The 24,199-nt window shown below is 60.3% G+C and carries 25 protein-coding genes, 1 tRNA gene and 1 pseudogene; 16 read left to right on the forward strand and 11 right to left on the reverse strand.

Annotated features, from left to right (window positions below; translation table 11 throughout):
• Positions 1-8: 8 nt before the first annotated feature.
• Complete coding sequence (locus ACP4J3_RS20375) at positions 9-299, reverse strand: hypothetical protein (RefSeq protein WP_426536362.1); 291 nt, start codon at positions 297-299, stop codon at positions 9-11.
• 121 nt (positions 300-420) lie between these two features.
• Between ACP4J3_RS20375 and ACP4J3_RS20380 the strand changes: the two genes are divergently transcribed.
• The gene (locus ACP4J3_RS20380; RefSeq protein WP_426536364.1) at positions 421-774 is read left to right on the forward strand and encodes a hypothetical protein; all 354 of its coding nucleotides are present in this window, start codon (positions 421-423) and stop codon (positions 772-774) included.
• 30 nt (positions 775-804) lie between these two features.
• Here ACP4J3_RS20380 and ACP4J3_RS20385 read toward each other — a convergent pair whose 3' ends face one another.
• The 3 genes from ACP4J3_RS20385 to ACP4J3_RS20395 all read right to left on the reverse strand — a co-directional run bounded on the left by ACP4J3_RS20385 (position 805) and on the right by ACP4J3_RS20395 (position 4,798).
• Entirely contained in the window at positions 805-1,839 is a 1,035-nt protein-coding gene (locus tag ACP4J3_RS20385) for a UvrD-helicase domain-containing protein (protein ID WP_426536366.1), read from the reverse strand.
• Positions 1,826-3,436 carry an ATP-dependent nuclease gene (locus ACP4J3_RS20390; protein WP_426536368.1) on the reverse strand — a complete coding sequence of 537 codons (1,611 nt, stop codon included), beginning with the start codon at positions 3,434-3,436 and terminating at the stop codon, positions 1,826-1,828. Before ACP4J3_RS20390 ends, ACP4J3_RS20385 begins: the two co-directional genes overlap by 14 nt.
• A gap of 237 nt (positions 3,437-3,673) precedes the next feature.
• Positions 3,674-4,798, reverse strand: coding sequence for a hypothetical protein (locus ACP4J3_RS20395; protein WP_426536370.1), 1,125 nt, complete (start codon positions 4,796-4,798; stop codon positions 3,674-3,676).
• A gap of 285 nt (positions 4,799-5,083) precedes the next feature.
• Here ACP4J3_RS20395 and ACP4J3_RS20400 point away from each other — a divergent pair, with 285 nt between their 5' ends.
• Complete coding sequence (locus ACP4J3_RS20400; RefSeq protein WP_426536372.1) at positions 5,084-5,359, forward strand: helix-turn-helix domain-containing protein; 276 nt, start codon at positions 5,084-5,086, stop codon at positions 5,357-5,359.
• A gap of 91 nt (positions 5,360-5,450) precedes the next feature.
• The gene (locus tag ACP4J3_RS20405) at positions 5,451-6,728 is read left to right on the forward strand and encodes a hypothetical protein (RefSeq protein ID WP_426536374.1); all 1,278 of its coding nucleotides are present in this window, start codon (positions 5,451-5,453) and stop codon (positions 6,726-6,728) included.
• Here ACP4J3_RS20405 and ACP4J3_RS20410 read toward each other — a convergent pair.
• A complete protein-coding gene (locus ACP4J3_RS20410) occupies positions 6,725-7,309 on the reverse strand; it encodes a hypothetical protein (RefSeq protein WP_426536376.1) in 585 nt (194 codons plus the stop codon). The two genes, ACP4J3_RS20405 and ACP4J3_RS20410, sit on opposite strands and share 4 nt — an antisense overlap.
• Before the next feature lie 180 nt (positions 7,310-7,489).
• Here ACP4J3_RS20410 and ACP4J3_RS20415 point away from each other — a divergent pair, with 180 nt between their 5' ends.
• The gene (locus ACP4J3_RS20415; RefSeq protein ID WP_426536378.1) at positions 7,490-8,395 is read left to right on the forward strand and encodes a hypothetical protein; all 906 of its coding nucleotides are present in this window, start codon (positions 7,490-7,492) and stop codon (positions 8,393-8,395) included.
• Positions 8,396-8,567: 172 nt separating this feature from the next.
• Positions 8,568-9,371, forward strand: coding sequence for an alpha/beta hydrolase (locus tag ACP4J3_RS20420; protein WP_426536380.1), 804 nt, complete (start codon positions 8,568-8,570; stop codon positions 9,369-9,371).
• A 3-nt stretch (positions 9,372-9,374) separates the two neighbouring features.
• Here the strand turns inward: ACP4J3_RS20420 and ACP4J3_RS20425 are convergent, their stop codons facing one another.
• Positions 9,375-10,829 (reverse strand): helix-turn-helix domain-containing protein, encoded by a 1,455-nt coding sequence (locus ACP4J3_RS20425; protein ID WP_426536382.1) that lies wholly within the window; start codon positions 10,827-10,829, stop codon positions 9,375-9,377.
• Positions 10,830-11,175: 346 nt separating this feature from the next.
• On the opposite strand from ACP4J3_RS20425, the gene ACP4J3_RS20430 reads away from it, so the two are divergent.
• Together ACP4J3_RS20430 and ACP4J3_RS20435 are read left to right on the forward strand one after the other, a co-directional pair.
• Positions 11,176-11,541 carry a hypothetical protein gene (locus ACP4J3_RS20430; RefSeq protein ID WP_426536384.1) on the forward strand — a complete coding sequence of 122 codons (366 nt, stop codon included), beginning with the start codon at positions 11,176-11,178 and terminating at the stop codon, positions 11,539-11,541.
• A complete protein-coding gene (locus ACP4J3_RS20435; RefSeq protein WP_426536386.1) occupies positions 11,534-11,947 on the forward strand; it encodes an ATP-binding protein in 414 nt (137 codons plus the stop codon). Before ACP4J3_RS20430 ends, ACP4J3_RS20435 begins: the two co-directional genes overlap by 8 nt.
• Positions 11,948-11,952: 5 nt before the next feature.
• Here the strand turns inward: ACP4J3_RS20435 and ACP4J3_RS20440 are convergent, their stop codons facing one another.
• Together ACP4J3_RS20440 and ACP4J3_RS20445 are read right to left on the reverse strand one after the other, a co-directional pair.
• A complete protein-coding gene (locus tag ACP4J3_RS20440) occupies positions 11,953-12,582 on the reverse strand; it encodes a hypothetical protein (protein ID WP_426536388.1) in 630 nt (209 codons plus the stop codon).
• A gap of 139 nt (positions 12,583-12,721) precedes the next feature.
• Positions 12,722-14,302 carry a hypothetical protein gene (locus ACP4J3_RS20445; protein WP_426536390.1) on the reverse strand — a complete coding sequence of 527 codons (1,581 nt, stop codon included), beginning with the start codon at positions 14,300-14,302 and terminating at the stop codon, positions 12,722-12,724.
• 232 nt (positions 14,303-14,534) lie between these two features.
• Here ACP4J3_RS20445 and ACP4J3_RS20450 point away from each other — a divergent pair, with 232 nt between their 5' ends.
• From ACP4J3_RS20450 to ACP4J3_RS20490, 9 genes and pseudogenes are all read left to right on the forward strand, one after another.
• Positions 14,535-15,125, forward strand: coding sequence for a hypothetical protein (locus ACP4J3_RS20450; RefSeq protein ID WP_426536392.1), 591 nt, complete (start codon positions 14,535-14,537; stop codon positions 15,123-15,125).
• 202 nt (positions 15,126-15,327) lie between these two features.
• On the forward strand, positions 15,328-15,609 hold the full coding sequence (locus ACP4J3_RS20455) for a hypothetical protein (RefSeq protein ID WP_426536394.1): 282 nt from the start codon (positions 15,328-15,330) through the stop codon (positions 15,607-15,609).
• Positions 15,610-15,612: 3 nt separating this feature from the next.
• Positions 15,613-15,804, forward strand: a complete 192-nt coding sequence (locus ACP4J3_RS20460) for a hypothetical protein (protein ID WP_426536396.1) — start codon at positions 15,613-15,615, stop codon at positions 15,802-15,804.
• Complete coding sequence (locus ACP4J3_RS20465; protein ID WP_426536398.1) at positions 15,801-15,956, forward strand: hypothetical protein; 156 nt, start codon at positions 15,801-15,803, stop codon at positions 15,954-15,956. Before ACP4J3_RS20460 ends, ACP4J3_RS20465 begins: the two co-directional genes overlap by 4 nt.
• Positions 15,953-16,168, forward strand: a complete 216-nt coding sequence (locus ACP4J3_RS20470) for a hypothetical protein (RefSeq protein ID WP_426536400.1) — start codon at positions 15,953-15,955, stop codon at positions 16,166-16,168. The genes ACP4J3_RS20465 and ACP4J3_RS20470 overlap by 4 nt, the downstream gene beginning before the upstream one ends.
• Before the next feature lie 394 nt (positions 16,169-16,562).
• Positions 16,563-17,186, forward strand: a complete 624-nt coding sequence (locus ACP4J3_RS20475) for an MT-A70 family methyltransferase (RefSeq protein WP_426536402.1) — start codon at positions 16,563-16,565, stop codon at positions 17,184-17,186.
• A gap of 885 nt (positions 17,187-18,071) precedes the next feature.
• Positions 18,072-19,601, forward strand: coding sequence for a type IV secretory system conjugative DNA transfer family protein (locus ACP4J3_RS20480; protein ID WP_426536404.1), 1,530 nt, complete (start codon positions 18,072-18,074; stop codon positions 19,599-19,601).
• Between the two features lie 248 nt (positions 19,602-19,849).
• Positions 19,850-20,716 carry a replication-relaxation family protein gene (locus ACP4J3_RS20485; protein WP_426536406.1) on the forward strand — a complete coding sequence of 289 codons (867 nt, stop codon included), beginning with the start codon at positions 19,850-19,852 and terminating at the stop codon, positions 20,714-20,716.
• Positions 20,717-20,856: 140 nt separating this feature from the next.
• Positions 20,857-21,717, forward strand: a pseudogene (locus ACP4J3_RS20490) (recombinase family protein); the annotation flags it as partial.
• Between the two features lie 348 nt (positions 21,718-22,065).
• On the opposite strand, the gene ACP4J3_RS20495 reads toward ACP4J3_RS20490, so the two are convergent.
• The 3 genes from ACP4J3_RS20495 to glpR all read right to left on the reverse strand — a co-directional run bounded on the left by ACP4J3_RS20495 (position 22,066) and on the right by glpR (position 24,161).
• On the reverse strand, positions 22,066-22,326 hold the full coding sequence (locus tag ACP4J3_RS20495) for a hypothetical protein (RefSeq protein ID WP_426536408.1): 261 nt from the start codon (positions 22,324-22,326) through the stop codon (positions 22,066-22,068).
• 349 nt (positions 22,327-22,675) lie between these two features.
• Positions 22,676-22,752 (reverse strand) — tRNA-Ala (locus ACP4J3_RS20500).
• Positions 22,753-22,856: 104 nt separating this feature from the next.
• On the reverse strand, positions 22,857-24,161 hold the full coding sequence (gene glpR / locus ACP4J3_RS20505; RefSeq protein WP_426536410.1) for a gephyrin-like molybdotransferase receptor GlpR: 1,305 nt from the start codon (positions 24,159-24,161) through the stop codon (positions 22,857-22,859).
• Positions 24,162-24,199 lie beyond the last annotated feature (38 nt).

Genomic DNA, 24,199 nt, shown 5'->3' on the forward strand with positions numbered 1-24,199 from the left:
CCGCATTACTACGCTGCTTGGTCGTAGTCGATGTTCAACTTGCGTGAGGCTCGTTCAATCCAGTCTTCGTGACGGCCGAGCTGGTGAGCTATGACTGTGCGCTCGTCACGCTCTACTTCGAGCATGCCGTGAACTTCGTCAACGCTGGATTGGAGCCGGTCAATCTTCTGGTCGACCTTCTCGAAGCGGTCGTCAAACTTCTTTTCCAGGTCATCGAAGCGCTGGTTGAAGTATTTTGCGAGCGATAGAGCGAACTCGTCGAATTTTTTATCTAACTCATCACGGTTTTGTGTTGCCATATTTCCATTATGCGCCCACCGCAACATGAAATCAAGGTAGAAAGTCAAGTCATTGACTCAATCCGATGGGAGGTTTTAAATAAGACTGGATACTCACTAAAAACCAAAGGAGGGTTACTCAATGAGTGAACAGCAACAACCAGAGGGCCAGGGCGAAGAAGCCGAAAAGAAGGTCTTTGCACCACGGATCAGCCAGGAGTTACGTGCCCAGATAGAGGCATTGAGAGGCATCACAGGGCACACGATCAACCAACTTGGCGAAGAGGCACTACGAGACTGGACCGAGAAGATACTCGGAGATCCAGAAGTCCGTAGCAAAGCTATGGCTGGAATCGAGGAACAACAACGCCAGCTTCAAGAGCAACGTGCTGCTATCGAGAAGGTGCTCGGTACGTCAGCGACAACCGCTCCAAGCGAGGCGCCGGCGGAAACAGGATCGAGTCGTGGACGTCGGGGCAAGTCGTCAGAAGGATAGAGAGCTTTCGCCTCGGTTGCCAAGTAGCGCTCAAGGAATCACAAACGTAACACTGTATTTGGCGCGTGTCACTGCCACGTAAAACTTCGCCTGCTCGTTGAGCTGATTGAAATCACGGGTCCGGTAGTAGGCGATCATGGGCTTCGTCGGGAAGATGAGTACGCGGTCATAGGTGCTGCCCTTCGAAGCACCCATGTTCATCGCTTCGAGGCCGCAGGTAGGCGTTCGACGGTCCCAACGCAGCATGACCGGAGAATACTTCTCCACGTACTCTGGTACGTCTGTCTTCTTGATATCGAAGATGCCATCGTGCCCCGTGATTTCGGCGTTCTTCGAGATCGTGCGAGGAAGCTTCGGGTAGAGGTCATCCGCGAAGTCGCAGATCGCCTGGTTGCAGCGATAGCTCTCCACGCGGTTGTCAATGGCGCAGAGATCACTGCGCTCACTGAACCAGTCAACGATGCGGCTGCCCTTGTACTGCTTGTTCCTCACTGCGGTGTTCGTCGAGAAAGTGGCTTGGCGAGGATCACCGACCATTGTGAGGGCGATTGGCGACTTCATCAGGGAGTCAAGCAGGTCAAGGTCGTAGCCCGCCATGTCCTGAATCTCGTCGACGTAGATGTGGTCGTACATCCCCCCAAGCCGATCAACGACCTTGCCGCCGCTTCGCTCGTTCGCTTCATGGGCAAGGGCAGCAACCTCGTTCCGATAGACCGCCTTGCTTTTGTCGAGGTAGTAGTGCATGGGTCTACTCTTCGGAATGCTCCAGTGTCGCTTTCCGAGGAAATTGAGAGCACCCATTACCCCAGTCTCACCCAGGACATAGCTCTGGTAGGGCCGTGCGCACTGATTCATCAGGAACGTGAACCACCCCATGACCGTGACGTGGCTCGGAAGAATCCCCGTGCCAGCACTCAGCCGGTTCACAATCTGGTTTAGGTTCTCGTTGGTATACGTCGTCACCAGGACGCGCTTCGAAGGGTCTCCGAGAACTTGGTCGATGATGTGCTGAGTCTTACGCGAGCCGGCCGCCGCTATGATGGCTCTGTTGTTAGGAGACTGCATCTACCGCTTCCTTGATGTACTCCGGTATGGTGATGCTCTGGTCGCTTTCGAAGATGGCTAGCGCGCAAGTCGTCTTGTTCTTCTTCATGTAGTCGAGCAGATTGTCGTCCGTCGTGAAGTTCTGCCCGAGAACCGTGTTCAACGTGGCACGGCCGTTCGCCTTGAAAAGTTGAGGCTCTAGCGTCTTGAAATTCACATCCTCGCCCACGTGTACCGAAATATTAGGAGAGGAAGCGTAGGCGTCGTAGCTCTTCTTGACGTCGGCCGCGTCTCTACCGTCGTTATCTGTGACGACTGTGACGCGGTTTTCCGGAAGCAGTGATGCGATGTCAAGGAAGCGTTTAAAGGAGAGTCCGCGGACGTTGATAACGTCGATTCCGTCTTCTGCGGGAAGCCTGCCACCGTGCGCGTCCATGTAGGCTCGCTGAACCACCAGTTCATCCGATGGACCTTCGACGAGGATCGACCGCTTCGCCAGGACCAGGCGCAGAGTGTCATATCCTGACAACTTTTTGAAGTAGACCTGTGTGCTTGCTGGAAGGCGGTCGAGACGGAACCCCTCGGCCGAAGACAGCAGGACGAGCTTTTCAAGGCCCAGCTTGTTTAGGACGTACGAGCTGTGCGTGGCAATGAAGACCTGCTTTTCCTTGCACTTGTCACTGATCTTCCGTACCAGCTTCCCCAGGTTTGGGAATGACAGGTGGTTTTCCGGCTCCTCGACGAGGATGGTGTGAGCCATCTCAGCATCTTGACTCAAGGCGAGCAGAATCTTTAGTGCACTCTGCTCGCCCTTACCGACGAACTGGAAGGGGAGGTCATCGAGGTGGGGAACGATGCCGCTTTCCCAACTTGTCTTCTGTGATACGTCGATGTTCAGCGTCAGTTCACGGTCACTCATACCGCTCGGAGTGCTTCGCAGCTCGCGGTTGATTTTCACGATCGACTCGTCTTCTGCGAACGTCTCGCGCAGGCTGCGGTATGCACGTGTCAGCTTCACCCGATCGTCGGGTTGGAGTTTTGAATTGAGAATCTGCTTCATGTGGTAGTCAACACCACTTTGGAGATGGATGTTCGCAGCGTCAATGAGTGAAGAAGAAGCTGGGATGCTGTTGCGAGTTACCCCATTGCCAGAGAAGGCCATCCAATCAACTCTGTAATACTCCGTCGGAACCAACCGCACATGGTCCGGCTCCTTGACGAACTCCTTGTATTCCGCGTTATAGTCGGGGTTTAGTGAGACACGAATCCGCACACCAGGTTCGTCAATCTTCTGGAGGTTGTTCGTTCCTTTAAGAGCGGCTGTTTCAGACGTCGACTCAAGAAAGAGTTCGATGACGATTTCCGGCGGTGTGAGAGCTTGGCCGCTGTGCAAGGAGGCAACCCACTCGTCGACCGCGTCCTTGTGGAAAAGGTACGGAGACAGATCTTGATAGAGCGGGCGTCCATGAAGCTTGCCGGTCAAGGCGAGGCCGATCGCCTCCAGGATCGTGGACTTCCCTGCGTCGTTGTCGCCGACCAAGATGTTCATCTTGGGGTCGAACTCAAGCTTGAAGTTACGAAACGTTCGGTAGTTCTGAATAATGATCTTGGTGAGCACGTCGCCTCCTTGTTGCTCTTAAGTTTTAGTGATCTTGATTCGGGGCGTGCTCGCCTCGATGAGGATTCGCCAGGAACGCTGTAGTCATCTCTCGCACAACGCAGCAGCCCTGACACATCGGCAACTTCAGTCGAACGGGCCACACACAGTAGCGGATGTAGACGAGATCAATTGACGCCGTGTTACATGACCACGTCAGGTGATCTTCCAACGGAGATCAAATTTGACCGAACCCGATCACTTCCCGCGCTCACCCGACACGGCCCGTTCTTGCATCTCCCCCTCCAACACCCACACGAACGCCACGCCTCCCTTGGGGAACGTCCAGCCCTCGTAAGCGACTTCGACGCTCGGTGACGGGTCCGACGCGGAGAGATGGGTGTACCGCGGCTGCCGTGGCCCGGAGAGGTAGTCCAAGACGTTCATGCGGCGGATACCGCAATCGCCGTACCAAAGCTCAGCCCTGAAGTCCTTGGTCGGCTGGGCGAGATCGAGGTGCAGGACGTGTCCGTGCTGCTGTACCAACACGCGGTAGGTGTATGACACGGTGATCTCTTCGTCGGTCTTCACTTCGCCGAGGTTGCAGGCGAAGACCTGCCCCTCCTTGCGCACGCTGCGACGTACCTTCTGGGGCTTGCCGTTGACGGCGATCTGCACCAGCTCGAAGACCTCGGGCGACGAGGCGTCGAGACCATCTACGGGCGGGAGGTACCACTCTGCTGCGGAAGTCGGATCGGCCAACAGTTCGCGGTACGCGTCCAGGTCGGACACACAGGAGAAGCGCAGTACCGGGCTCGACGGTACGAAGCGGTACTCCCAACGGATGGTGGCGACGAACATCGCGCCTTGGCCTTCAGCCGGCCCTTTGGTCCAGGGTGCGAGCGCTACGGCGACGTGGGCATCCTCCCAGCGTTGCCGGGCTCCAATGATCTGCTCCTTCAAGTCACGGTAGGCATCGGCGGCGAGCTCCTGGTCTCCGAGCTGGATGCTCAACGTGTTCTCGACGATGCGGTCGAGCGTCTTCTTGGAAGCCACGTTCGTCAGGGACTCCGGCGCGAAGGCGAAGCCGTCGACCACAGCGTCCCGGATGGCTGGTGCCTCTTCGGAGAGCACCTTACGGAGACGCTGGTTGGCACGGGCCTCGGCGTCCGCCTGGTCGATGTACTCGAAGAAGATGGCAATGAGCCCAGTCGTGAAGAGGGCCGAGCCGACCTCCATCACGGGGAGACTGTCCAGCCAGGCGCCGGCCGTGTTGCCGCTCACCCAGTGGGCGAGGAGCATCAGAGCTATACCAACCACCGTGACGACGGTCGCGAGGAGTGCGAGTTTGGTCTGGTATAGGCGCTCGAGCGGACTTGACATATACAAGATCAATTATAACAAACGTGCAGCTCAGAGCAATGGTTGACATGAGGAAAGGCCCCGAGCCGCTAGGTACGACTCGGGGCCCCTCTGGCCTGGCTCACACGGGCGCTCAGCGCTTCGTGCCGCCGCTGCCTCCACTGGTGCGCAGCATGGCCATCACCCCCTCCCAAGTGCCGGGGACCTTGGATCCCGACTATAGGACACAAAGTCATGGGATGCAGAGTCTTGGGATACAAGGTCTCTGGATTTTAACGCTTGGGACTTATGTAGTTGGGCGTTGTTATGGCAAAACAGCCCATCTCAGACGCTGCCCAGACCTTTGGGGCTCGGGTACGCACCCGCAGGAACGAGCTCGGCAAGAGCCAAGAACGCCTTGCCGACGACAGCGGTATGCACTGGACTTTCATCGGGCAGGTCGAACGAGGCCAGCGCAACGTCAGCCTGCACAACATCCTGAAGATTGCCGAGGCGCTCGGTATCGACCCAGGAGAGCTGGTGCGGGGGCTGAAGGCGCCGGAGGATGCTCACAGCAGCAGCGACGGAGCCTCCGCTTCATAGAAAACTCATTGGCATCCCGCCACCCTCGACGCAGTAGAATTTCTGCGGGTCGTTCCTTCGGACGACCAAGAGCCCACGCACCAGTCTTGAGGTGGCCGTGATCTTCAGATCGGTAACTCCCGAGTATCTCCTGGCTCTGGCCACCGAGTTCTACGTGCAGTCACACGACTTCAACGGCCTACCGGTGCGAGCCCTTGAAATGGAACCGGACGACCTCCGAGTGCTCCTCCGGCCGCTGGTCGAAGCGGGCAGCCTTTACGTAAACTACGGCGACCGGCACCCCAACCCCCATATCTTGGCGTTCGAGCCGGAGTCACGAGAGCAGCAGCTTGAAAAGCTGGCAACCAACGACCTGGCTAGCGCGTGTCTCTATCCCACGATTGGTCACCTTGAGTCGGTTGTGGACCGCGACACATACCGAGGCCGGCCGTACAGCCTCGAACTTGCCCTCGGGTATCCCGCCCTCGGATACCACTTCTTCGATCTTTCGATCCTGGAGTCATACCGCAACGATCCTCGCTACTACTACAGCTTCGACATCAGCGGCAGGATCAGCATCCACGATGAACACTTCGGGCAGTCAACCATGCCCGAGCGGGATCAGGTCCTGCTTGAGTCGTTCGGCCTGGCGCTACAAAAGGACGACGGATGGGGCGTTGTCGTGTTTCGGCGATACCTGTCTTCACTTTCTCCTGAGCATCAGCAGATCTGGAAGGCCAAGCAGGAGGACGACAGAGAAAAGTTTGTTCCACACCCCGACTACTGGCGGTCGAGTATTTTGGGAGACTGGCACGAGAAGCTCTCCCTGTTCAGGGCGTTCTTGGAAGAGATGGAACAGATCAACGCCCTCGCACAGCACATCGGGCGACCGCCACTCTTCCGGAACGTCTACAGTGAGAATTGGCCCAATGACTTCGGTTACCTGATCCGCCCGACGGGTCGCGAGCTGGCCAACTTCGCAGGTGTCCTCGACAAGATGCTCTCAGACAATATCAACCGTGACTTTTTCCAGAACGAGGTCCCGTACGAAGATGAGCGGACCGACAGGCATAACCGCATTGTTGTCACACAGCGGGGGACCATCCGAATCCTTGACGAGTGGATCAAGGCGAAGGTCCGGTGTGAGAATCCTGAGCTGATCGAGCACGCCATCAAGACGCTGAAGGATGTCCGCAAGAAGCGGAACCCAAACGCTCACACGATCAGGCCCGACGAGTACAACGTCGCGCTGTTCAAGGAACAGGTCAAGCTTATGCGTGATGCCTACCGGGCTTTGGTGACATTGCGGCAGATCCTTCAACTTCATCCGGCAGCGCGCGACTACGTGGTGCCGGACGTTTTGGAGAACCAGGAGGTTTGGGAAATTTAGAAAGCGTCATAGTTCCCTTGGTTAAATTCCTCTACCCATGCTGGAGGAAGAGTTCCATCTGTCGCTCGTTGGTGACACTCCTCCTTTGCTTCGCTCAATCGATCTTCGTGCTGCTGTGCATAGTTCATAGGTAACCGCCCATCAGTACGGCCAAGATAGTTCACGTCGGCATCCCAGTTTTCCTTATAAACTTCGTATGCATCATTCAGGCAAGTGTCAAGCCTTGACTGCTTATCAAGCACTTCCTGTTGCTCGATTTCCTTTTGTTTTCGGGCGGCCTCCATCTGCGCTCGCGCCTCTGCGCGAACCTCTTCTTGATGGTTTTGATAGATGAAGTAGTAGCCAACCCCATATAGGGCTGCCACTGCAACCGACAGCACCACCGCAATTATTCCAGCCCTCTTAACCTTCTGGCTCTTGTTGGCCAAGGATTCACTGTCAACTATCGAAGCCTTGCCGATAGCGATCATTCCAAAAATTAGCCCGAGCAATGGGATGACACAGCCCACCATACCCCAGGCCGCAAAGCTCATACCCTTACTTAATTCCTTCCTCTCGTAAAGCTCGCTCTCTCTATCCATTGATCAATCCAGTTTAATTATCTTTCATGATATAGCTTTCTGATCATTAATGCAAGGTTTCGCTTTCCTGTCTCAGATAGTCGATCCAGGGGTTTACGCCGCGTGCGCCTCCTGAGCTGATCGCGCGGCAGGTAGCCAAGTGGCCTAGTGGTCATACCCGTTGGATAGTAGGCTCCGCCCATGTCGAATCCTGCTGTCTGTGAGATCAACCAGTGCGGCGTACTGGCCATCGGACGCTGCCACAACTGCGGGCTCGCCTTCTGCGGTTCTCATCAGGCCAGTGGCTACGCAGGCACGCCCCTATATTCGAACGAGTGCGCGCCTTGCAACGTCAAGCTCGGCCCTCCTATGGACAGGATGCTCAGGGCAGGCCAGAAATTCCGCGAGAGTGCGGGCGCGACTACACCTGAGACGGCTGACGAGAGCGATAGCTCATTCGAGGATCTACTTAGCGCTCAGCGATCTAAGCGAAGTAGCGAAAATAGCCAGGAGCAGCAACAACAAGCTGAGATAGCTGCCTCGGTGGCCCGTCGCGAGCAAGAGAAGCGCGAAGCAATTGCAGCTGCTCGTGACCTGATGCCGGAACTCGATCAAGCTATCACTCACCTGCGGAAATATGCGCCGGAGCAGGTCTTTCGCGCGAGATACCCCGGGCAGATCCCAAAGGGACTATATGGAGTACGCACCTGGTATCGCTGGTACAAAGCTGCTGGTTGGGCAATTACAGCCAGCCGTCCAGAGAACCGAATCGGAACCAGCCTCAAGAGTCAGCATCTCCTGATCGAGCTCCGCATCCCGTTCGACGAAAATCGGGAAGCGTCTGTCAAATCACCACACTCAGGCAAGTACGGCATCCCGGGTACCAACTGGGGTGGTTCACCCTACGAGTTGCTTCTTGACGAGTTCCCCGACGAGGGGATCTATGAAGCAGCCGTAACGATGTGGGACTTCGACAACCCGACTCACACCACTCAGTCACTTTATGCTGACGAAGCGCTGCGGATAGCTATTGACGCAATCGCCGAACGAATCAGCATATACGAACAGCGACTCAAAGCTGGGAAAGACGTCTACCTCGATCGATAGACGTTCGGCTCCGCTTCAAGGGCCACGGCGACCACGAGGTACAAACGGACGAGTGACCACCCACCCCGCCGGCCCACTAGCCGAGCCCCGAACCGCCACCGGCATGCAATCAGCTCCACCTGGCCACCACCACCCCACACTCCCTACGCTGGTCGCCATGCCTTCAACTGACGTGAGCGTCCGCACCCTCGACGGCCTCCTCTTGGCGGGCACCTTGGTTACGCCGGAGCAACCAACCTCCCGAGTCGTGGTGCTCGTCCATGGTGGAGGTGTCACTCGCGAAGAAGGCGGCTTCTTCACACGGCTGGCGACCGGGCTGGCCGAGGCCGGTGTGGCCTCGCTGCGCTTCGACCTCCGCGGGCACGGGCAGAGCGAGGGTCGCCAGGAAGACCTCACGCTCTCCGCCATCCTCAACGACATTCGGGTTGTGCTGACATACGTCCGCGAGGCAACCGGAGCCGTAGACGTCACACTGCTTGGAGCCAGCTTCGGCGGCGGTATCTGTGCCTACTACGCCGCCCAGCGTCCGGACGAGCTCTCCCGCCTGGTCCTCTTCAACCCCCAGCTCGACTACAAAAAACGCACCATCGACAGTCGGCCGTTCTGGGAGAACGACTACCTCCAGGAGGAGGCAGCACGGCAGTTGGCCTCGGAGGGCTTCATCCAGTTCACGCCGACGCTCAAGCACGGGCGGCCCATCTTCAACGAAGTCTTCTGGTTGCGTCCCCATGAAGCCCTCGGTGACGTCAAGGCTCCAACCCTCATCGTGCACGGCACCAAGGACACCCTCGTACCGTTCGAATCGTCCAAGTCGGCTGTCTCCCAGTTCCGGGCACCGTGCCAACTGGTCGAGATCGAGGGCGCACAGCACGGCTTCGCTGTCCACGACGACCCGCAGTACCTCAATCCTCAGAGCCAGGAGTGGCAAGCCTTCGTGATTCGGACGGTGGCGGAGTGGGTGACCACCCCTCTATAACTCTCACGTAGCTCGCAGAGCTTCGCGGAAGTCTCGTACCGCAGGCCGGCTACTCCAGCGATCCAAGGTGTGTAGGACTTCACCGAGTACCCGCAGGGTCCGCTCTGACTTCATGGTGTGGGCTACCTCAGCAGAGACCCGGCCGAGTTCGGCGGCCTCGTCGGGCTCACCGCAGAGCGCCACAGCAGCCGCCCGCCGCGCATTGAAGAACCCTGTATCCCGCCGTGACAGCGTCCCGGAGGAGATTGCCTCCCCGAACAGCTCCACAGCCATGCTCGGCTTCCCGGCTTCGGTGTACGTCACGGCGTTGCGGAGCATCAGGGTGTCCTCGGCGAAGTACGCCCCGAGGGGGTTCGGGTCATCGCCGGGCACCTCGGTCAGAAGACTGCGTGACTCGTCGAGCTTCTGCCTGACGGCGTCCAACGGTTCGCCGGTCATGGCCAGGCCGAGGGCCTCTTGCTGGGTGACCTCGGCATGGACCCGTGTTGGCAACTGCCACCGGTCGTGCCGAGCGGCCTGGGCCAGGGTGAGCACTCGCAGGGCATCACGGTCATCGTAGGCCATTTGTGACTTTTTGAGCAGAACGTACCCCTGCATGGCTGCGTCGTCGGCTTCTTGAGCCCACTCCATGGCCCGGTCATACCAGAAGCCGGCCTGTCCGGGCTGGTGGATGTCGCGGTACAGCCATCCGGCGAACTCGGCTCCGTCCGCCCCGACCGACAGCAGCTCGCGGCGAGCCTTGGGCTTGATGTTGCGGGCGTGCTGCTCAATGGCCCCCAGCAGCCCGAGGACGACCGGCAGGATCTTCTTGGGACCCAAGCGCCCGTCGTCGCGCTTGGCGTGATCCAGCTGGGTGCGGAAGTAGTCGGCGACCGGGCCGCCCTGGTAGCGGGGGGAATCGTCCAGGGCGTTGGCTACGCGCTGGAGCTCTTCCAGGCCCAGACCCGGGAGGGCGGCAGCGGCAATGCCGCTGAGCAGGGTTCTACGGTGAAGCGGACTCATGGCCTCGTGTTCTGCGCTCGTGGTGCTGTCGGCTGGGATTGCCGACAGGCTGCCGAGGCCGCTGGTCGCCAGCGTGGAGGCGTCGATGGGTACGAAGACGGTCTGTCCGTCGACCACGACGGGGAGCAGCGTTGAGCCCTGGGTCTGGGACGACTGCTCTGGCTTGGGGTGGTCGGTCTCTTCCGGCTGTTTCGGAGTGGGAGCGGCGAACTGACTTTCGCTGCCTCGGAGCTTGAACCAAAGTAGATCGGCCGGAACGCCGAGGCTATGCGCCCAACTCATGAGCTTGGAGAGGTCCTGAGGGGCAGGACCATTCTCGATGCGGCTGAGCTGCGCCTGGGTCAAGCCGAGCCAGTTGGCGACGGCTCCCTGGGAGATGGGGCGCTCGTGGTGCGGGTGGGTGCGGTAGGCGTACAGCACCTTCCCGAAGTGCCAGCTCTCCAGGGCCTCGCGCATCTGCGGGTGCTGCCAGAACTCGGCAGGGAGAACGGGTGGTTGGCCGGCTGAACCGCGCTCCTGGCGGGCGCAGGCCCCACACCGATCTCCGGCGTTATCCCTGGCCAGGCGGGTACCGCACTGGCAATAGCGGGCTGGTGGTTGTGGTGCCATGCCGCTGTACTCCCGCCCCTGTTGCCACTGGTTTTACCCAACCCAGCGTATTGCCATACGGGGCCCGTGGGCGGCAATACGCCGGAGGTATACCGGCGTATGTACGGCCGTAGTTGGCGCAGGTGGGAGACCTAAGCAGGCTCGGTAACCCCCGTTTTTCTACCCGTCCAGCGGACGGGGCAAGGAGCCGACCATGCGACCTGCTTCACCCCGACTTGCCTACGGCTATCTCCGCATGCTGCCGGGGCTCGGCATCGACGACGTTCTACGTCTCCAACGAGACCTGGTGGTCTTCGCCGAGAACAACGGACTGGTTCTCGCAGATGTGTTCGTCGAGGCCCAGTGGCAGCAGCTCAAGGCGTGGCAAGAAGTTGTAGCGCACAGCCGCATGAAGAACGTGACCCACGTCGTCATGCCCTCGCCCGAACACCTGCACCAGATTCCCGTGTTGGCGGAGATCATGCGGGACGAGGTAGAGCGCGAGATTGGCGGCCAGCTCTGGTTGGTCGAGCCGTTCGAAGAGACCGCCCCTCAGAGCCAGGAGGCGGGCCGTGAGTAACCCACGACTGGTCAGCCGGCTGGAGCTTGCCGCACAGCGTGACGCCTCGCCCTGGGCTCGTCGCCACACCCGTGATGTCCTCAGTGCCTGGGGCTTGGTGCCGGAGCGGATCGACACGGTGGAGCTGTGCGTCAGCGAGCTGGTCACGAACGCAGTGCTCATTACCGAGGAGACTCTGGGCGCTCTGGTGGCGCGCATCTCGCTGACGCTGATCTACCTGCCCGGCGAGCTGGTAGTTGAGGTAGCAGACGGCTTCTACCAGCCGCCTGTGCGTAAGGGGACCGTCAGCTCTCAGGCCGAGAACGGCCGGGGGCTGATCATTGTGGAGAGTCTCGCCAAGGAGTGGGGATTCTTCCAGCCGCCGAGCGGCGGCAAGGTGGTGTGGTGTCGGGTGGGGTTGGGGTAGGCAGTTCACCAACCGGGGTACACAAGCCCTGGGCAGTTGAGCCCCTCGTACTGGGCCAGTTCGGACGGCCAGCCGTCCTTGAAGTCGGCAGCCGGATAAGTCAGTTCGTCCTGGCTGACTTCGGCGAACGCACCCCGATCGTCAGCGCGGTAGAATGTCGTGGCACCTCGAAAAAGATCTTCCTTGGAACGGCTATCCCAGTCGCGGCTCAACGTAACAAACACAATCTCCGGGCGCCCGTTTCGCTCCCGGCATGTGATGCCTGTCGAGTTCCCCCATGTGCCGTGATTGAACCAGGAAGCGTCTCCCAAGCCGCGCAGTGGCTTGAGTTCACCGCTTTGGTACTCGAAGTGCCAAACAAGGATCGAGCGACCACCGGCAAGCCCAACAACGAAGAGATCGTCCTGGTCGTCTTCGTTTAGGTCGACTGGCTCTCTCCAGTTAAGCCATTTTGGCTCTGTGAGCTGGTGAGCGCTGTACTCTTTCTTGTCGACGATAATTTGAGAACGGCTACCACCATTACCGAATGACACATTGATACTCAGTTCTCCGGTTCCGTCGCCGCTTCCTTTCAAGAGCAATGCTGCTCTATCTTTCTTGTCGTCGCCGTCAAAGTCTCCTTCCCGGATCCCCAAACAATCGTCCTGACGGTGCTCACAAGGGTTGGGGAGGTCCTCTCCACGGCTAAAAAACCACCAGCCAAAACTCCCTGCTACCAAGATGAGAAGGAGCGCTGGCAGTAGTCGATTCCTAGATGCCAATGCGCTCTCCCACCTATGAATTTCCACGAGCACAGTTCGTGGCAGCAGTCGTATACTTCCCAGGATAATGGGCAAGCATGCTCTCTGACTCTCCACCCGCTAGCTCACGTCGCGAGGGGATCCACAGCTCGCCGTACCTGATGCCCTGCACGGCTTCTAGATCAGCTTTGGAAGGGTAACCGTAGAGCTTTTCTTGCGCCGGCGTAGCATGAGGACATGGATCGGCTGTCAGCTTGAATGTCTCTGGACCGTTTTCGTCGGTGACATAGGTTCTGTACTGGCTGCCGCCTGCTTCGTAGTCCACAGCAATCTTGAAGGTGTACGCACCCTGAAAGGCAAAGAAGGCTAGACTAAAAACTTCCTCATCTCCTTGGAAGTTGAGAGTCTTACGTTGTTCCTGGAAGTAAGGGGTGCCGGCATCGTCATCGTCGGCCGGATAGACAGCCTCCATAGCTGGAGTTCCCATATAGAACTCAGCCTCGCTGACCCAGTCACTATCCTTACTGGGCGGCATCAGAAAGGCAGCACCTGTAGGCATGAGTTGCTTCTTGATGTCTACAGGGCGAACCTCGATAATCTCGATGTCCTTCTTGTCATCGTCTAGTCGTTTGACAGCAAACTGGATGCGCAACTCGCCGAGCAGGTAGCCATGTTCTTCAAGTGAGTTCCGGAAGCCCGCAGGGAGCTTATCTACCCCGATAGAGTTGTAGCCCTGCAACGGCTTGGTTACCAGATCAACTTTGTTATCGGGAACGGCCGCGCTCCATGCACCGTTCATGCCCGTCACGGAGTATGCGTTTACGTTGAGCGCATCACCGATGGGGAGCTTCGCCGGCGGCTTTGGCGAAGAGTTGAGTGTGTCGCCGGGCCACTCTTCTCCAGTCCCCTCTGTGTCGTTAGGCCACGACAGGAACGTAAAAGGCAATGTCACAGCGAGAGCAAGAGAAACGAAAGCCTGCCGAATGAGGAAGGTCCTTGTAGATTCCTTGCGCTCTGGCAGTGGCTCTGGCGAGTCCGGCTCGTTGCGTTGTGGCTCCTCGGACAGCGTCAACGAGGCGTCTGATTGAATAGATATGTCGGTGAAAACAGGTTGGTCGATTAGCGCTGGCTCACCGGCTGTTGGTTCTTGGAGAGGCTTGGTGACTGCCTGTTCGGGGATGATGGCTGCTTCGACGCTGGAGGAAGGAGCACCCTCCTGTACATGAGTACGGCTATCCGTTGTCGGCGCTTCTACTGGAACAGTTATTTGTTCCGAATCGGTTGAAGCTCGAGATGAGAGTCTCTGTCGTCCAGGCTCCAATCTCTCCGCAGCATATCTAGCAAACTCTACTACGTAAAGATCAATAGATTCAGTGGAGCCGCGACTGTTTTCCCCAGGCCATTTTCCCCTATTGATACGCTTAAGAAACCACTTCTGGCGCTCGATCTTAGTGCCCCCCGAAGGGCGCGAGCCGTCGTTAAGGGGAATCCCGTAACTAGCCCGCAGGGACTCAAAATATTCATCTCGCGTGAACGCTACGAGCTCCTTGGACAGGGGTAGTTCTTTGATCAAAAGATTTAACTGACTGGTGACTTTTCTCCGTATATCACGCACGTCATCACTTGACGAGATTTCCCACAAGCGACACAACTCTTCGCCTAGTGCTTTAAGTAGGGTATCCCGTGGAGCCTGGATACCAGCGCGATTACTAAGCGCCTGTAGCGTGCTCTTTAGTGGATACGTTGACTTATTTCCCAAGCTACATCCCTACCCCAATCAGCAAAATTATATCACTCGACACAAGAAGCTATTGCATTTGTTTTGGATTTATGCCATAAATGACATAATGAAAGAAGAATTACCGGAACAGCAATCAGAACAGGAGTCCAGAGAAGAGTATTCCCTTTACGATGCCATGGACGCACTTGCGCCGCAGGACTTCTTGGCGCTCTATCGAATAGCCGCCGAGCGTGAGTATATAAATCCTGACGCGAGTTCGGAGCTCATTGAGTTTGAAGATAGTCACGATGACCTAGCTCTGATCATACAGATGCATAATTACCTCGAAACTATCTCTACTCGCGATGTGCAAAGAGCTAGAGACGTACTCACTTTTTTTGCCGGTAGTCCACTTGCCAAAGACCGCTGGCATGTAGTCCGCTACGGACGATCACTTGCACAAGTGGACCACGATTCAGGCCTTGACCTATGGTGTCAATTTCTTCGAGATCCTGACGCAGAAGTGAGGGCTAAAGCCTTTGATCTGCTTGATGATTCGGTCGAAGACCCTGAGCTAACACCCGCCGACATCCTCCGCCTCACCAACGCCTACTACGAAGCCGAACGAGGCGAAAACCTCCATGACCCCGTGCGCCATGCCGGGGAGCTTGCTCTACGACGTCTGGTGAGCCTCATGGAGCCGGAAAACGAGTCGTAGGCCCGGCCATTACCACTCTCCACTGGTAACAGGATCCTGTTACCAGTGTCTCTGACCTGCACTTTTGCTGCTTCCAGCGGCAAGGGCAGTTGTCCTGCCGGACTCTCCCTGCCAGCTTTTAGCCATCGCCACAGAGCGACAGCCAAAAGGGCCCAACTGGGCCCTCAGACTCAAAAATCAACAGCGGAAAGGAAACTCACCAATGAGTGAACTCATGCGCAGGCCGGCAGGCATGCCGGTCTCCCGACAAGTACGGAACGAGCTCCGGCAGGTGGCCGGAGAGCTCCACGTCGAGCAGATGCGCACACGGGCCATCTCAACCGTGGCCGAGCACGCGATGGGAGAGGTCGCTCTCCTCAAGCGTACGCAAATGGACCTTGAGAAGGCCTGCCCCGACGCCGCCGAGGCCCTGGCTCTCATCGCCAACACGGCAGCCGGGGCAATCGCGAAGCAGGTTCACCGCTTCGGGAACGACCTGGCCTGACAGATGTCCACCTTCATCGGGCTGTGCCTGGTGCTGCTGGGTGTCGGTCTGGATCGTGTCTGGCTCTACATCCGAGAGCTCGACCGCCAGACCTACATCCAGCTCATCGAGACGGAAGCCAAGCAAGAGATCAGCGCCCAAGTACGTGAAGCCGAGAGGCGGATGCGTCGAGCGGCATTCCGGAGGAGCACGTGAGCGGTCTGGAAATCGTGGCGATCATCGCGGTCGCCTACGTCATTGGCCGCATCCGGCAATGGCAGAAGAACCGCGACGCCATCAAGACGGCGGAGGGCTTGGAGCGCATCGCCGACATCATGCGAAAGAAAGAGAAAGGAAGCAAGGAGTGAACCGTACTCCCGCCACAGCGGTCGCTGTACCGCTGGAACTGCTCAAGTCGAGGACCATCCGGGTTCTGACGGACTCATTCCAGGAGGCATTCACGGCCGCCTACGACGAGGAACGGGCTCGTAAGGAAGCTGCCAAGCGTCGGCTGTTGGCCGAGCTGCTGCGGGCTGACGAGTTCGCCAACTCGACAGCCTACGAAGACTACCAGCCGTGAACAACGGCTTCGAAGGCATGGCGGCGACCGCCCTCCGGACGGTCGCCCTCTTGCTGGCAATCGCCATCGGGGCTCGGTTGGTCTACGAGATTCTCGTTCCCCTAATCCCGGTGTTGGCGCCCCTGGCGATCCTGAGTGGGATAGGTGGAGCCATCCTCCACTGGCGCGGCCGGCGTTGGTAGGACCGTGGCTCGCTATCCGGGCGAGTCATGGTCCCCGTAGACCATTCCACAACAAGAAAGTTCGTTGCAGACCCGCGTACCAGAAACGCGGAGCCAACAGAGAGGCACAGGCGTTTCTTCGCCTGTGTCTTCGTGCGATCTTTCGCCCGAACCAACACCTTTTCATTTCAGACGAGTTCTGTAATAGCTAGAAGTGTGCCCGGGTGCAATAGGTGCATCGGGACATCGAAGAAAGGAGGGAAAGTAAGAACGTGACAAACCATCAAGTGCAGGAGGACGGAGGGTCGTCGGACGTACCGCGCCGGTTCCGGACCATCCTGGCGGATCCCCCGTGGGAGACGCACCAGCAGGGCGCCAAGGGTGCTGAACGGCATTACCGGCTCATGAGCCGGGAGCGCATCATCGAGCTGCCGGTATCCGAACTGGCGGAACAAGACGCCCACCTGTGGCTCTGGACCACAAACGCCACACTGCGCGACGGCTTCGACGTCGCCGAGGCGTGGGGCTTCACGGTCCGCTCGCCGCTGACCTGGGTCAAGTTTCGGTTGGGGCTTGGCAACTACCTGCGCAATGCCACTGAAACGCTGCTTTTCGCTACGAAAGGTAACGCACCGGTCAGGTTCCGCAGCCAGCCAACGTGGATCAATGCGCCGGTACAGGAGCACTCCAGGAAGCCCGACGAGCAGTACGCCGTGATTGAGCGGATTTCAGAGGGTCCGTTCTGCGAGCTCTTTGCCCGACGCCGTCCACCGAGCAACCGCGACTGGAGCGTCTGGGGAGACCAGATCGAGAGCGATGTTGTTCTCCCCGGCTTCCCAGTGCCGAGTGACCGGTAACACAACCATTAAGCGAAGTAACAGAAGGGAGATATATGGCAAAACGAAGCAAACGAAGTCCCAAGCCCGAGCGCCGGTTCGTGGTGCGAGGCGTCCAGCGCAAAGAGGTTGACCTACGCAAGCTGGGCCGGGCACTCATCGCACTGGCTCAGGCCGAGGCCGAGAAGCAAGCCGCCGAAGCCCACCAGGACGACGACCAACCCGAGGGGAAGGCTCGACATGGCCAACCACAGGGGTAACGAGCTGCTGTTCTCGGAACTGCACTTGCCTCGCCCACTCAGTGAGGCATCTGTGCTGGTGCTGCTGGGCCGTCTGGCCGCCGAACGCACCGCCTCTCGGCTGGTGTTGGAGGCAAGGAGCGAACGCGGCTCTGTCCGCTACTTGCTGGGCTGTCGCTCGGCAGAAGTGCCCCAACTGCGGTGCCTGTTCGCAGATTTCCTACCGGGCTCTCTGCTCATGCAGTCCGACAACGGACGGCCTCCGGCTCGACCTCGGGTCGACGTGGCCGGACGCCTACGGCTTCGCCCGGCAGGGATGCCGCTACGTAGCGACGTTGCCGAGGCCACCTCGCGGGCGCTGCTTTCCGCCTTGACGACGCCACTCCAGTCCGACGAGGCCCTGGCGATACAGATCGTCTTGGGTCCGCGGCGAGAGCCCCGGACCATGGCCAAGGATGTTCCGGACCCCGGAGCTTCCTTGGTGCAGAAGCTGGTAGCGGGCGAAGTCCGGGCCAGTACCGACACCCGGGCTCGGCTCAGGGAACGCCAGTCACAAGCCGGGGCCGCAGCCACCATCCGGCTCGGTGTAGCTGGACCAGATACGCGCCGGCGCCGAAACCGAATCCTGAGCCTGCTCAGCGCTATCACGGTGGCCCAAGGTGCAGGCGTGAAGATAGACCTGGTGCGCGAATCGGCCGACCGCCTCAACGACGTGCGTCTGCCTTGGCTGTGGCCCTTGACGCTCGGTGTCTCCGAGCTGGTTGGTCTGCTCGGCTGGCCGCTCGGTGAAGGCGACTTGCCCGGCAACCCGCTGCACCCACGACCGTTGCGCGCGGCGGCTCACGTGCACCGTGGGCCTCGGGTCTTCGCCCGAAGCGCGGCGCCGGGAGATGACCGCCTGCTGGGCATATCACCAAAGGACCAGACCTTTCATGGAATCGCTTACGGCCCGAGTGGTTCCGGGAAAACCACAGCCTTGCTCCACCTCATTTTGGCGGACATCCAGGCTGGTCGTCCGGTGGTCGTTCTCGATCCAAAGCAGCAGCTCATCGACGACATCTTGGCGAGAATGCCAGAGCATCGAGTGAACGACGTGGTAGAGCTCAATGCTGCCGACGAAGCACCGGTTGGCTTCAACCCTTTGGACGTCACCGGCCGTGACCCCGACGTGGTTGTCGACGGCATCTTGTCGGTCTTCAAGAGTGTCTTTGCGGACGGTTGGGGTCCTCGTACAGCCGATATTTACAGTGCCTCCCTGCGCACCTTGGCTCGGGGCAGCAACTCGAAGCATCCGGTAACGCTGGTGGACTTGCCGCGCCTGCTGGCTGACGCTGGTTTCCGACGTCAGTTTGTTGGCTGGGTACAGAGCGACGTCGGCTTGGCTCAGTTTTGGGCCTGGTACGAGAGTCAGTCGCCAGCAGCTCAAGCCAATATTATCGCGGCTCCCATGAACAAACTAAGACAATTCCTACTTCGACCAGCCATGGTCAAGATGTTGGATCAGCGAGAGGGACGCTTCCGGCTACGGGATGTCTTTCGAGACAACAAGGTCTTGCTGGTGCCCCTCAACGAAGGGCTCATTGGGCCGGGGACAGCTTCTCTGCTCGGCAGCCTGGTAATTGCTGAGTTTTGGCAAGCCACCCAGGAACGCGCCAATGAGCCATACGCCAGTGAGCGACCGGGCACGGTATACGTCGATGAGGCCCCCCGATTTCTGCACCTGCCCATGTCGCTGGCCGACGCCTTGGCGGTTTCGCGCTCGCTGTCGGTCGGCTGGTTCTTGGCCGCGCAGTTCCGCGACCAGTTTCCGGCATCCCTACGAACCGCAGTCGACGTCAATGCTCGCAGCAAGATTGTTTTCGCTAGCGAGTACGAAGATGCCCGCGATATGGCGAAGCTGGCTCCAGGACTGGAAGCCAAGGACTTCGTGGCCCTGCCGAGGTATCACGCGTATGCGAACTTGGTGGCAGACGGAGCGCCTTCTGGTTGGGCATTGGTCAAGACTCTGCCGCCACCGCCAGTTACGGCGGATGTTGAGGAAGTGCGGGCAGTAAGCCGGGCCAATTACGCCAGCCCAGCAAAGCCGAAACCTGAGAGCTCGGAAACGGCTAGCTCGGAGGAATCCTCCGCAGCAGTGCCACCGACACCAGAGGCACCAACCGCGATTGGGCGTAAGCGGCGAAGAGGTACGCAATGAGCGCTCGGGTAACGCACGGGAAGCGCTGTCCAGACCGTGTCACCGGTGCTGTCTTCGCTACTAAGTTCGCGACGGAGGTAGCTGAGGAGTTTGCCCAGCTCAGGCGGCAGTTCGGGCACGAGGCAGGAAGGGACTGACCCGCATCTCTGCTCATCTTCACCATCCCGCTGGCGGCCCTCACTACCTCGTCCACATCCATACAAACAAGCCCAAGATCTCAACGAGGATTTTGGAAGGGAGGAAAGAACATGGAAAAGAAAACAAGAGACATAGTTTGTGTGAAGTCAACGCTCTCGGAGCGTGATCTTGGCATCCTGGGATCGCTGCGAAAATTCCGACTGCTGACCACGGCATTGATTCGGCGGCTGCATTTTCCGAGTGGTGGTCAGAGCACACCGCGGGGCACTTCAGAGGAAGGATCGACGCCCAAGCGGCACGCTACCGTAGCGGCTGCCTCGGTGGCCACCATGCGAGTGCTCTCGCGGCTGGAGTCGCATGATTTGGTCGCCCGGCTGCATCGACGGATTGGCGGTGTCCGGGCTGGCTCGACCGGCGTCATCTGGCAATTGACCAGTGCTGGTGACCGCCTGATCCGACAGGGCGGCGACGAAGGTAAGCGGCGTCGTTATCTCGAACCGTCGGCAGCCTTCACGTTCCATACGCTAGCTACGGCTGAGCTCGCGGTGGAGCTTCACGAACTGGCCGACAACGGCGCCGTTGAGTTGGTCAACCTTGAGAGTGAGCCGGACTGCTGGAGGACGTTCTTGGCTCCACACGGGGCTAAGCAGTGGCTCAAGCCGGACTTGTTCGCCATTACCGCCGGCGGAGACTTTGAGGACCACTGGTTTCTTGAGGCAGACCTCGGCACCGAGCACACCCCGGTCATTGTCCGCAAGGCCACGACTTACCAGCAGTATGCGGCCACGGGAGTCCACCAGAGTGAGCACGAGGTATTCCCGGTCGTGGCCTTCGTGGTGCCGGACGAACGACGCAAGGGAACGATTGAAGCGGCCCTAAAAACGGAGTCCACCACACGAAAGTCGTTCGCTACGGGCATGTTTCGTGTGGTCACGAAAGACAAATTTTCCAGGTTCGTCGCCGAGGGTGGCGCCTAAACGGACCCACCCTAGCTAGTAACCGCAAAGTCACTGTACGTAATTAGCAATAACGGAGGTAAAATGGAAGTGGTAAGGCAAATAAAGAAAATGGTGACCAGCGAATCGGCAGGGATCACCGAAGCAGAAGGAGGTAATACATGGCAGGAGTAAAGAATCCAGCCGACCGCGTCACCGGGAACGACTACGTCGCGTACCTGCGGGTGTCTACCAAGGATCAGGTGAACACCGACTATAACCCCGAAGGGATCTCCATCCCCGCGCAGCGGGAGAAGGTGGAAGAGCGCGGTCACGAGCTCGACTCAAGAAAAGCGGCGGAGTTCATCGATCCGGGGCGCAGCGCCAAGAGTATTGACCAGCGCCTTGAGTTTCAGCAGATGATCGCCTACATCCGGGAGCACCCGAATGTCCGCTACGTCATCGTCTACATGCTCAGTCGCTTCGCGCGGAACCGGCTGGACGACGCGATCATGGTGGCCACGCTGGAGAAGCTGGGCGTCAAGCTGGTCTCGGCCGTCGAGAAGAACATCGACGACACTCCAACCGGGCGCATGCTGCACGGCATGCTGGCGGTCATCAATGAGTACGCCTCCAGCCAGTCCGGCGCAGACATCGCCTACAAGATGGAACAGAAGGCCAAGAACGGCGGCACCCTGGGGCGGGCACCCGTGGGGTACCTCAACGTCATCGAACGGGGCGACGGCCGCGAGATCCGCACCGTAGTCGTGGACCCGGAGCGCGGCCCGCTCGTCAAGCTGGCCTTCGAGCTATACGCCACTGGTGACTACACCTTGGCCGATCTCTCCGACGAGCTATACGACCGCGGGCTCAGGATGAGGACCAACGGCCGGTACACGCAGACGCAGATCTCGATCAGCAAGCTGTCCGACCTACTGCGGGATCGGTACTACATCGGGTTCGTACGGTTCAAAGGCCAGGAGTACAAGGGACGGCACGAGCACCTCATCGACGACGAGCTATTCGAGCGGGTGCAGGGCATCCTTGAGTCGCGCAGCGTGGCCGACGAGCGGCGTCGGGTGCACCACCACTACCTCAAGGGCTCGTTGTTCTGCGGACGGTGCAAGCACCTCAGCGGCACCAAGAGCCGCATGATCCTCTCGCACGCCAAGAACCGTCACGGCAACGTCTACACCTACTTCTTCTGCACCGGGCGCTACAGCCACACCTGCGAGCTGCCGTACGTCAACGTCGGCCGCCTGGAGGAAGCCGTGGAGGACCACTACGCGAGCGTGCGCTTCAGCCCGCAGTTCGTCGCTGACGTACGGTCCCACCTAGCGGAGGCTGTTGGTGAGGAGAAGGCGTCGGCCAAGCTGTTGCACCAGCAGCTCTCACGGGAACTGCGCGAGCTGGACACACGCGAGAACAACCTGCTCGACCTGGCGGCCGACGGAACCCTGCCACAAGCCAAGATCCGCAGCCGCCTGCACGACATCGAGAGGCAGCGCCAACGACTTCAGCAGCGGCTCGGCGAGACAGACAACGACCTCGGCGAGGCGGCTCGTCTCATTGAGGTGAGCTTGCAGCTCCTTGAAGACCCGCATGCGCTGTACCTGCGGTGCAACGACGAGCAGCGCCGGATGCTCAACCAAGCCATCTTCGAGGGGCTGTACGTCGAGGAGGACGAAGACGGAGTCTCGGGGCGGCTGTCTCTGGAGCACGAACTGAAAGAGCCGTTCGCGCGGCTACACGCCACGCAGCAGGAGCGAACTCGGCGGCCGGCTGACGCGGCCAGCCCGAGCGCTGAGGGCACCGACAGCGCCCAGCTCGGCCGACAACGGCCTCGAAACGATGAGGCGGCCACCACACCAGGTGCCTCGGAGACTGTGCCCCAGAACGGCGAAAGCGCCCTCCCCCATCAGGGGAAGGGCGCTGCCTTGGGCACCTTGGACGTGCTACTGGGTGGCATACGGTTGGCCGTATGTTCCAATAGCTCGTCCATGGTGGACCTGAGGGGATTTGAACCCCTGGCCCCCTCGATGCGAACGAGGTGCGCTACCGGACTGCGCCACAGGCCCTTGCAACGAGTGAAACTTTAGCACCCCGATCGGGCTGCTCGGAAATCCGTTGCTGGTCGGCCGTCCTGTCCGGGGCAGGCGCGGCTGTCCGGCCGAAGGCGCGGCTACTCGTTGGCCGCGCGCGGCCGGTCGCCGTCCTCGTACTGGTCGAACAGCGGCGTACGGCCCCGCTCGCGCGCCCGGCGGGCGGAGACGGCCCGGCGGCGGGCGTCGCCGCGGCCCTCGCCATCGGCCCGGTCCTCGCTTCTGTCCTCGCTCCTGTCCTCGCTCCTGTCCTCGCCGCGAGCCGCCCGGCCCGCTTCCGCGTCCCGGCCTGCCGAGGCGGCCTCGGCGCCCGTCTCCCGGTCCCGGGCGACGGAGCTCGACCGCGCCGAGCTCCAGGCGTCCGGCGCCCCGAGGTCCACCTCGGCGGAGGCGCGCGGGGCGACCGGCGCGGTGACGTACGTCGGCAGCGGTACCGGGACCGGGTCCCAGCTCTCGCCGTGGCCCGGCCGCCGCTGCCGCTCGCGCTGCTGGTCGACCCACTCGGCGTGATCGGTCTGCTCCACGAGGGCGCGCCGGTCGGCGGCGAGGGCGGACAGCCCGGTGTCGGTGCCTGGTTCGGCCCCCTCGTCGGGCTCGTCGGCGCCGGGCCCGGCGTCGGCGCTCCCGCGTCGGCGGGACTGGCGGGCGTGCTCGCGCAGCCGCTGGGCCGCCACCTCGGCGCGGCGCCGGTCCATCTGGTAGGCGAAGCGGCGGCGCTCCTGGGAGCGCAGATACGCGATGTACCCGCTCAGCAGCAGGGCCGGAACGCCGGGAGCCCACAGGAAGGCGAGTCCTCCGACGGCGGCGACGATCGCGCCGAGGGTGAAGGCGAGGAACAGGACGACCGTCGTACGCCTGCGGCGCGCGAGCACCTTCGAGCGCCGGGCCCGCGCCGCGGCCGCTTCCCCGGAGGGGGGACGCCGGGCGGCGGGGACCCGCTTGCGTGCCTTGGCCGCCGCCGGGCCGGGGCCCGGTTCGGCCGCGGGTCCGCCGGCGCGCTCGGGCGTCGGCTTGGCCACCGGTTCGCGGGCGGGTTCACGGGCGGGTTCGCGCGCCTGCTCCGGGCGCCCGGACGCCTGCGCCTGAGCCGTCGCCTGGGCCTGCGGACGGGCCGGAGGCACGGCGAAGGCCCGGACGTCCACCGAATCGGTGGCATCGCCCGGTCCGTCTGCGCTGGGCTCCCCCTCCTCGGTGGAGCGCGCGCGCAGGTCCTTGGCGTACCGGCGCTCCATCCCCGCCCGTCCGGACAGCAACCGGATGGCTGTGCTGAAGCGTTCCGTCGGACGGGCCTCGTTCAGCTCGTCCTGCCTACGGAGCCACATCGGCACCAAGTAGGCGGCCCAGGCCCCGACAATGACTGCGTAGATGAGGCCGCTGCTGCTCACGCCTCACACGGTAGAGGGGTTTGCGTGAGGCCATCCGC

Origin of the sequence: Streptomyces sp. UG1, assembly GCF_049974585.1 — a bacterium.
Lineage (GTDB): Bacteria > Actinomycetota > Actinomycetes > Streptomycetales > Streptomycetaceae > Streptomyces.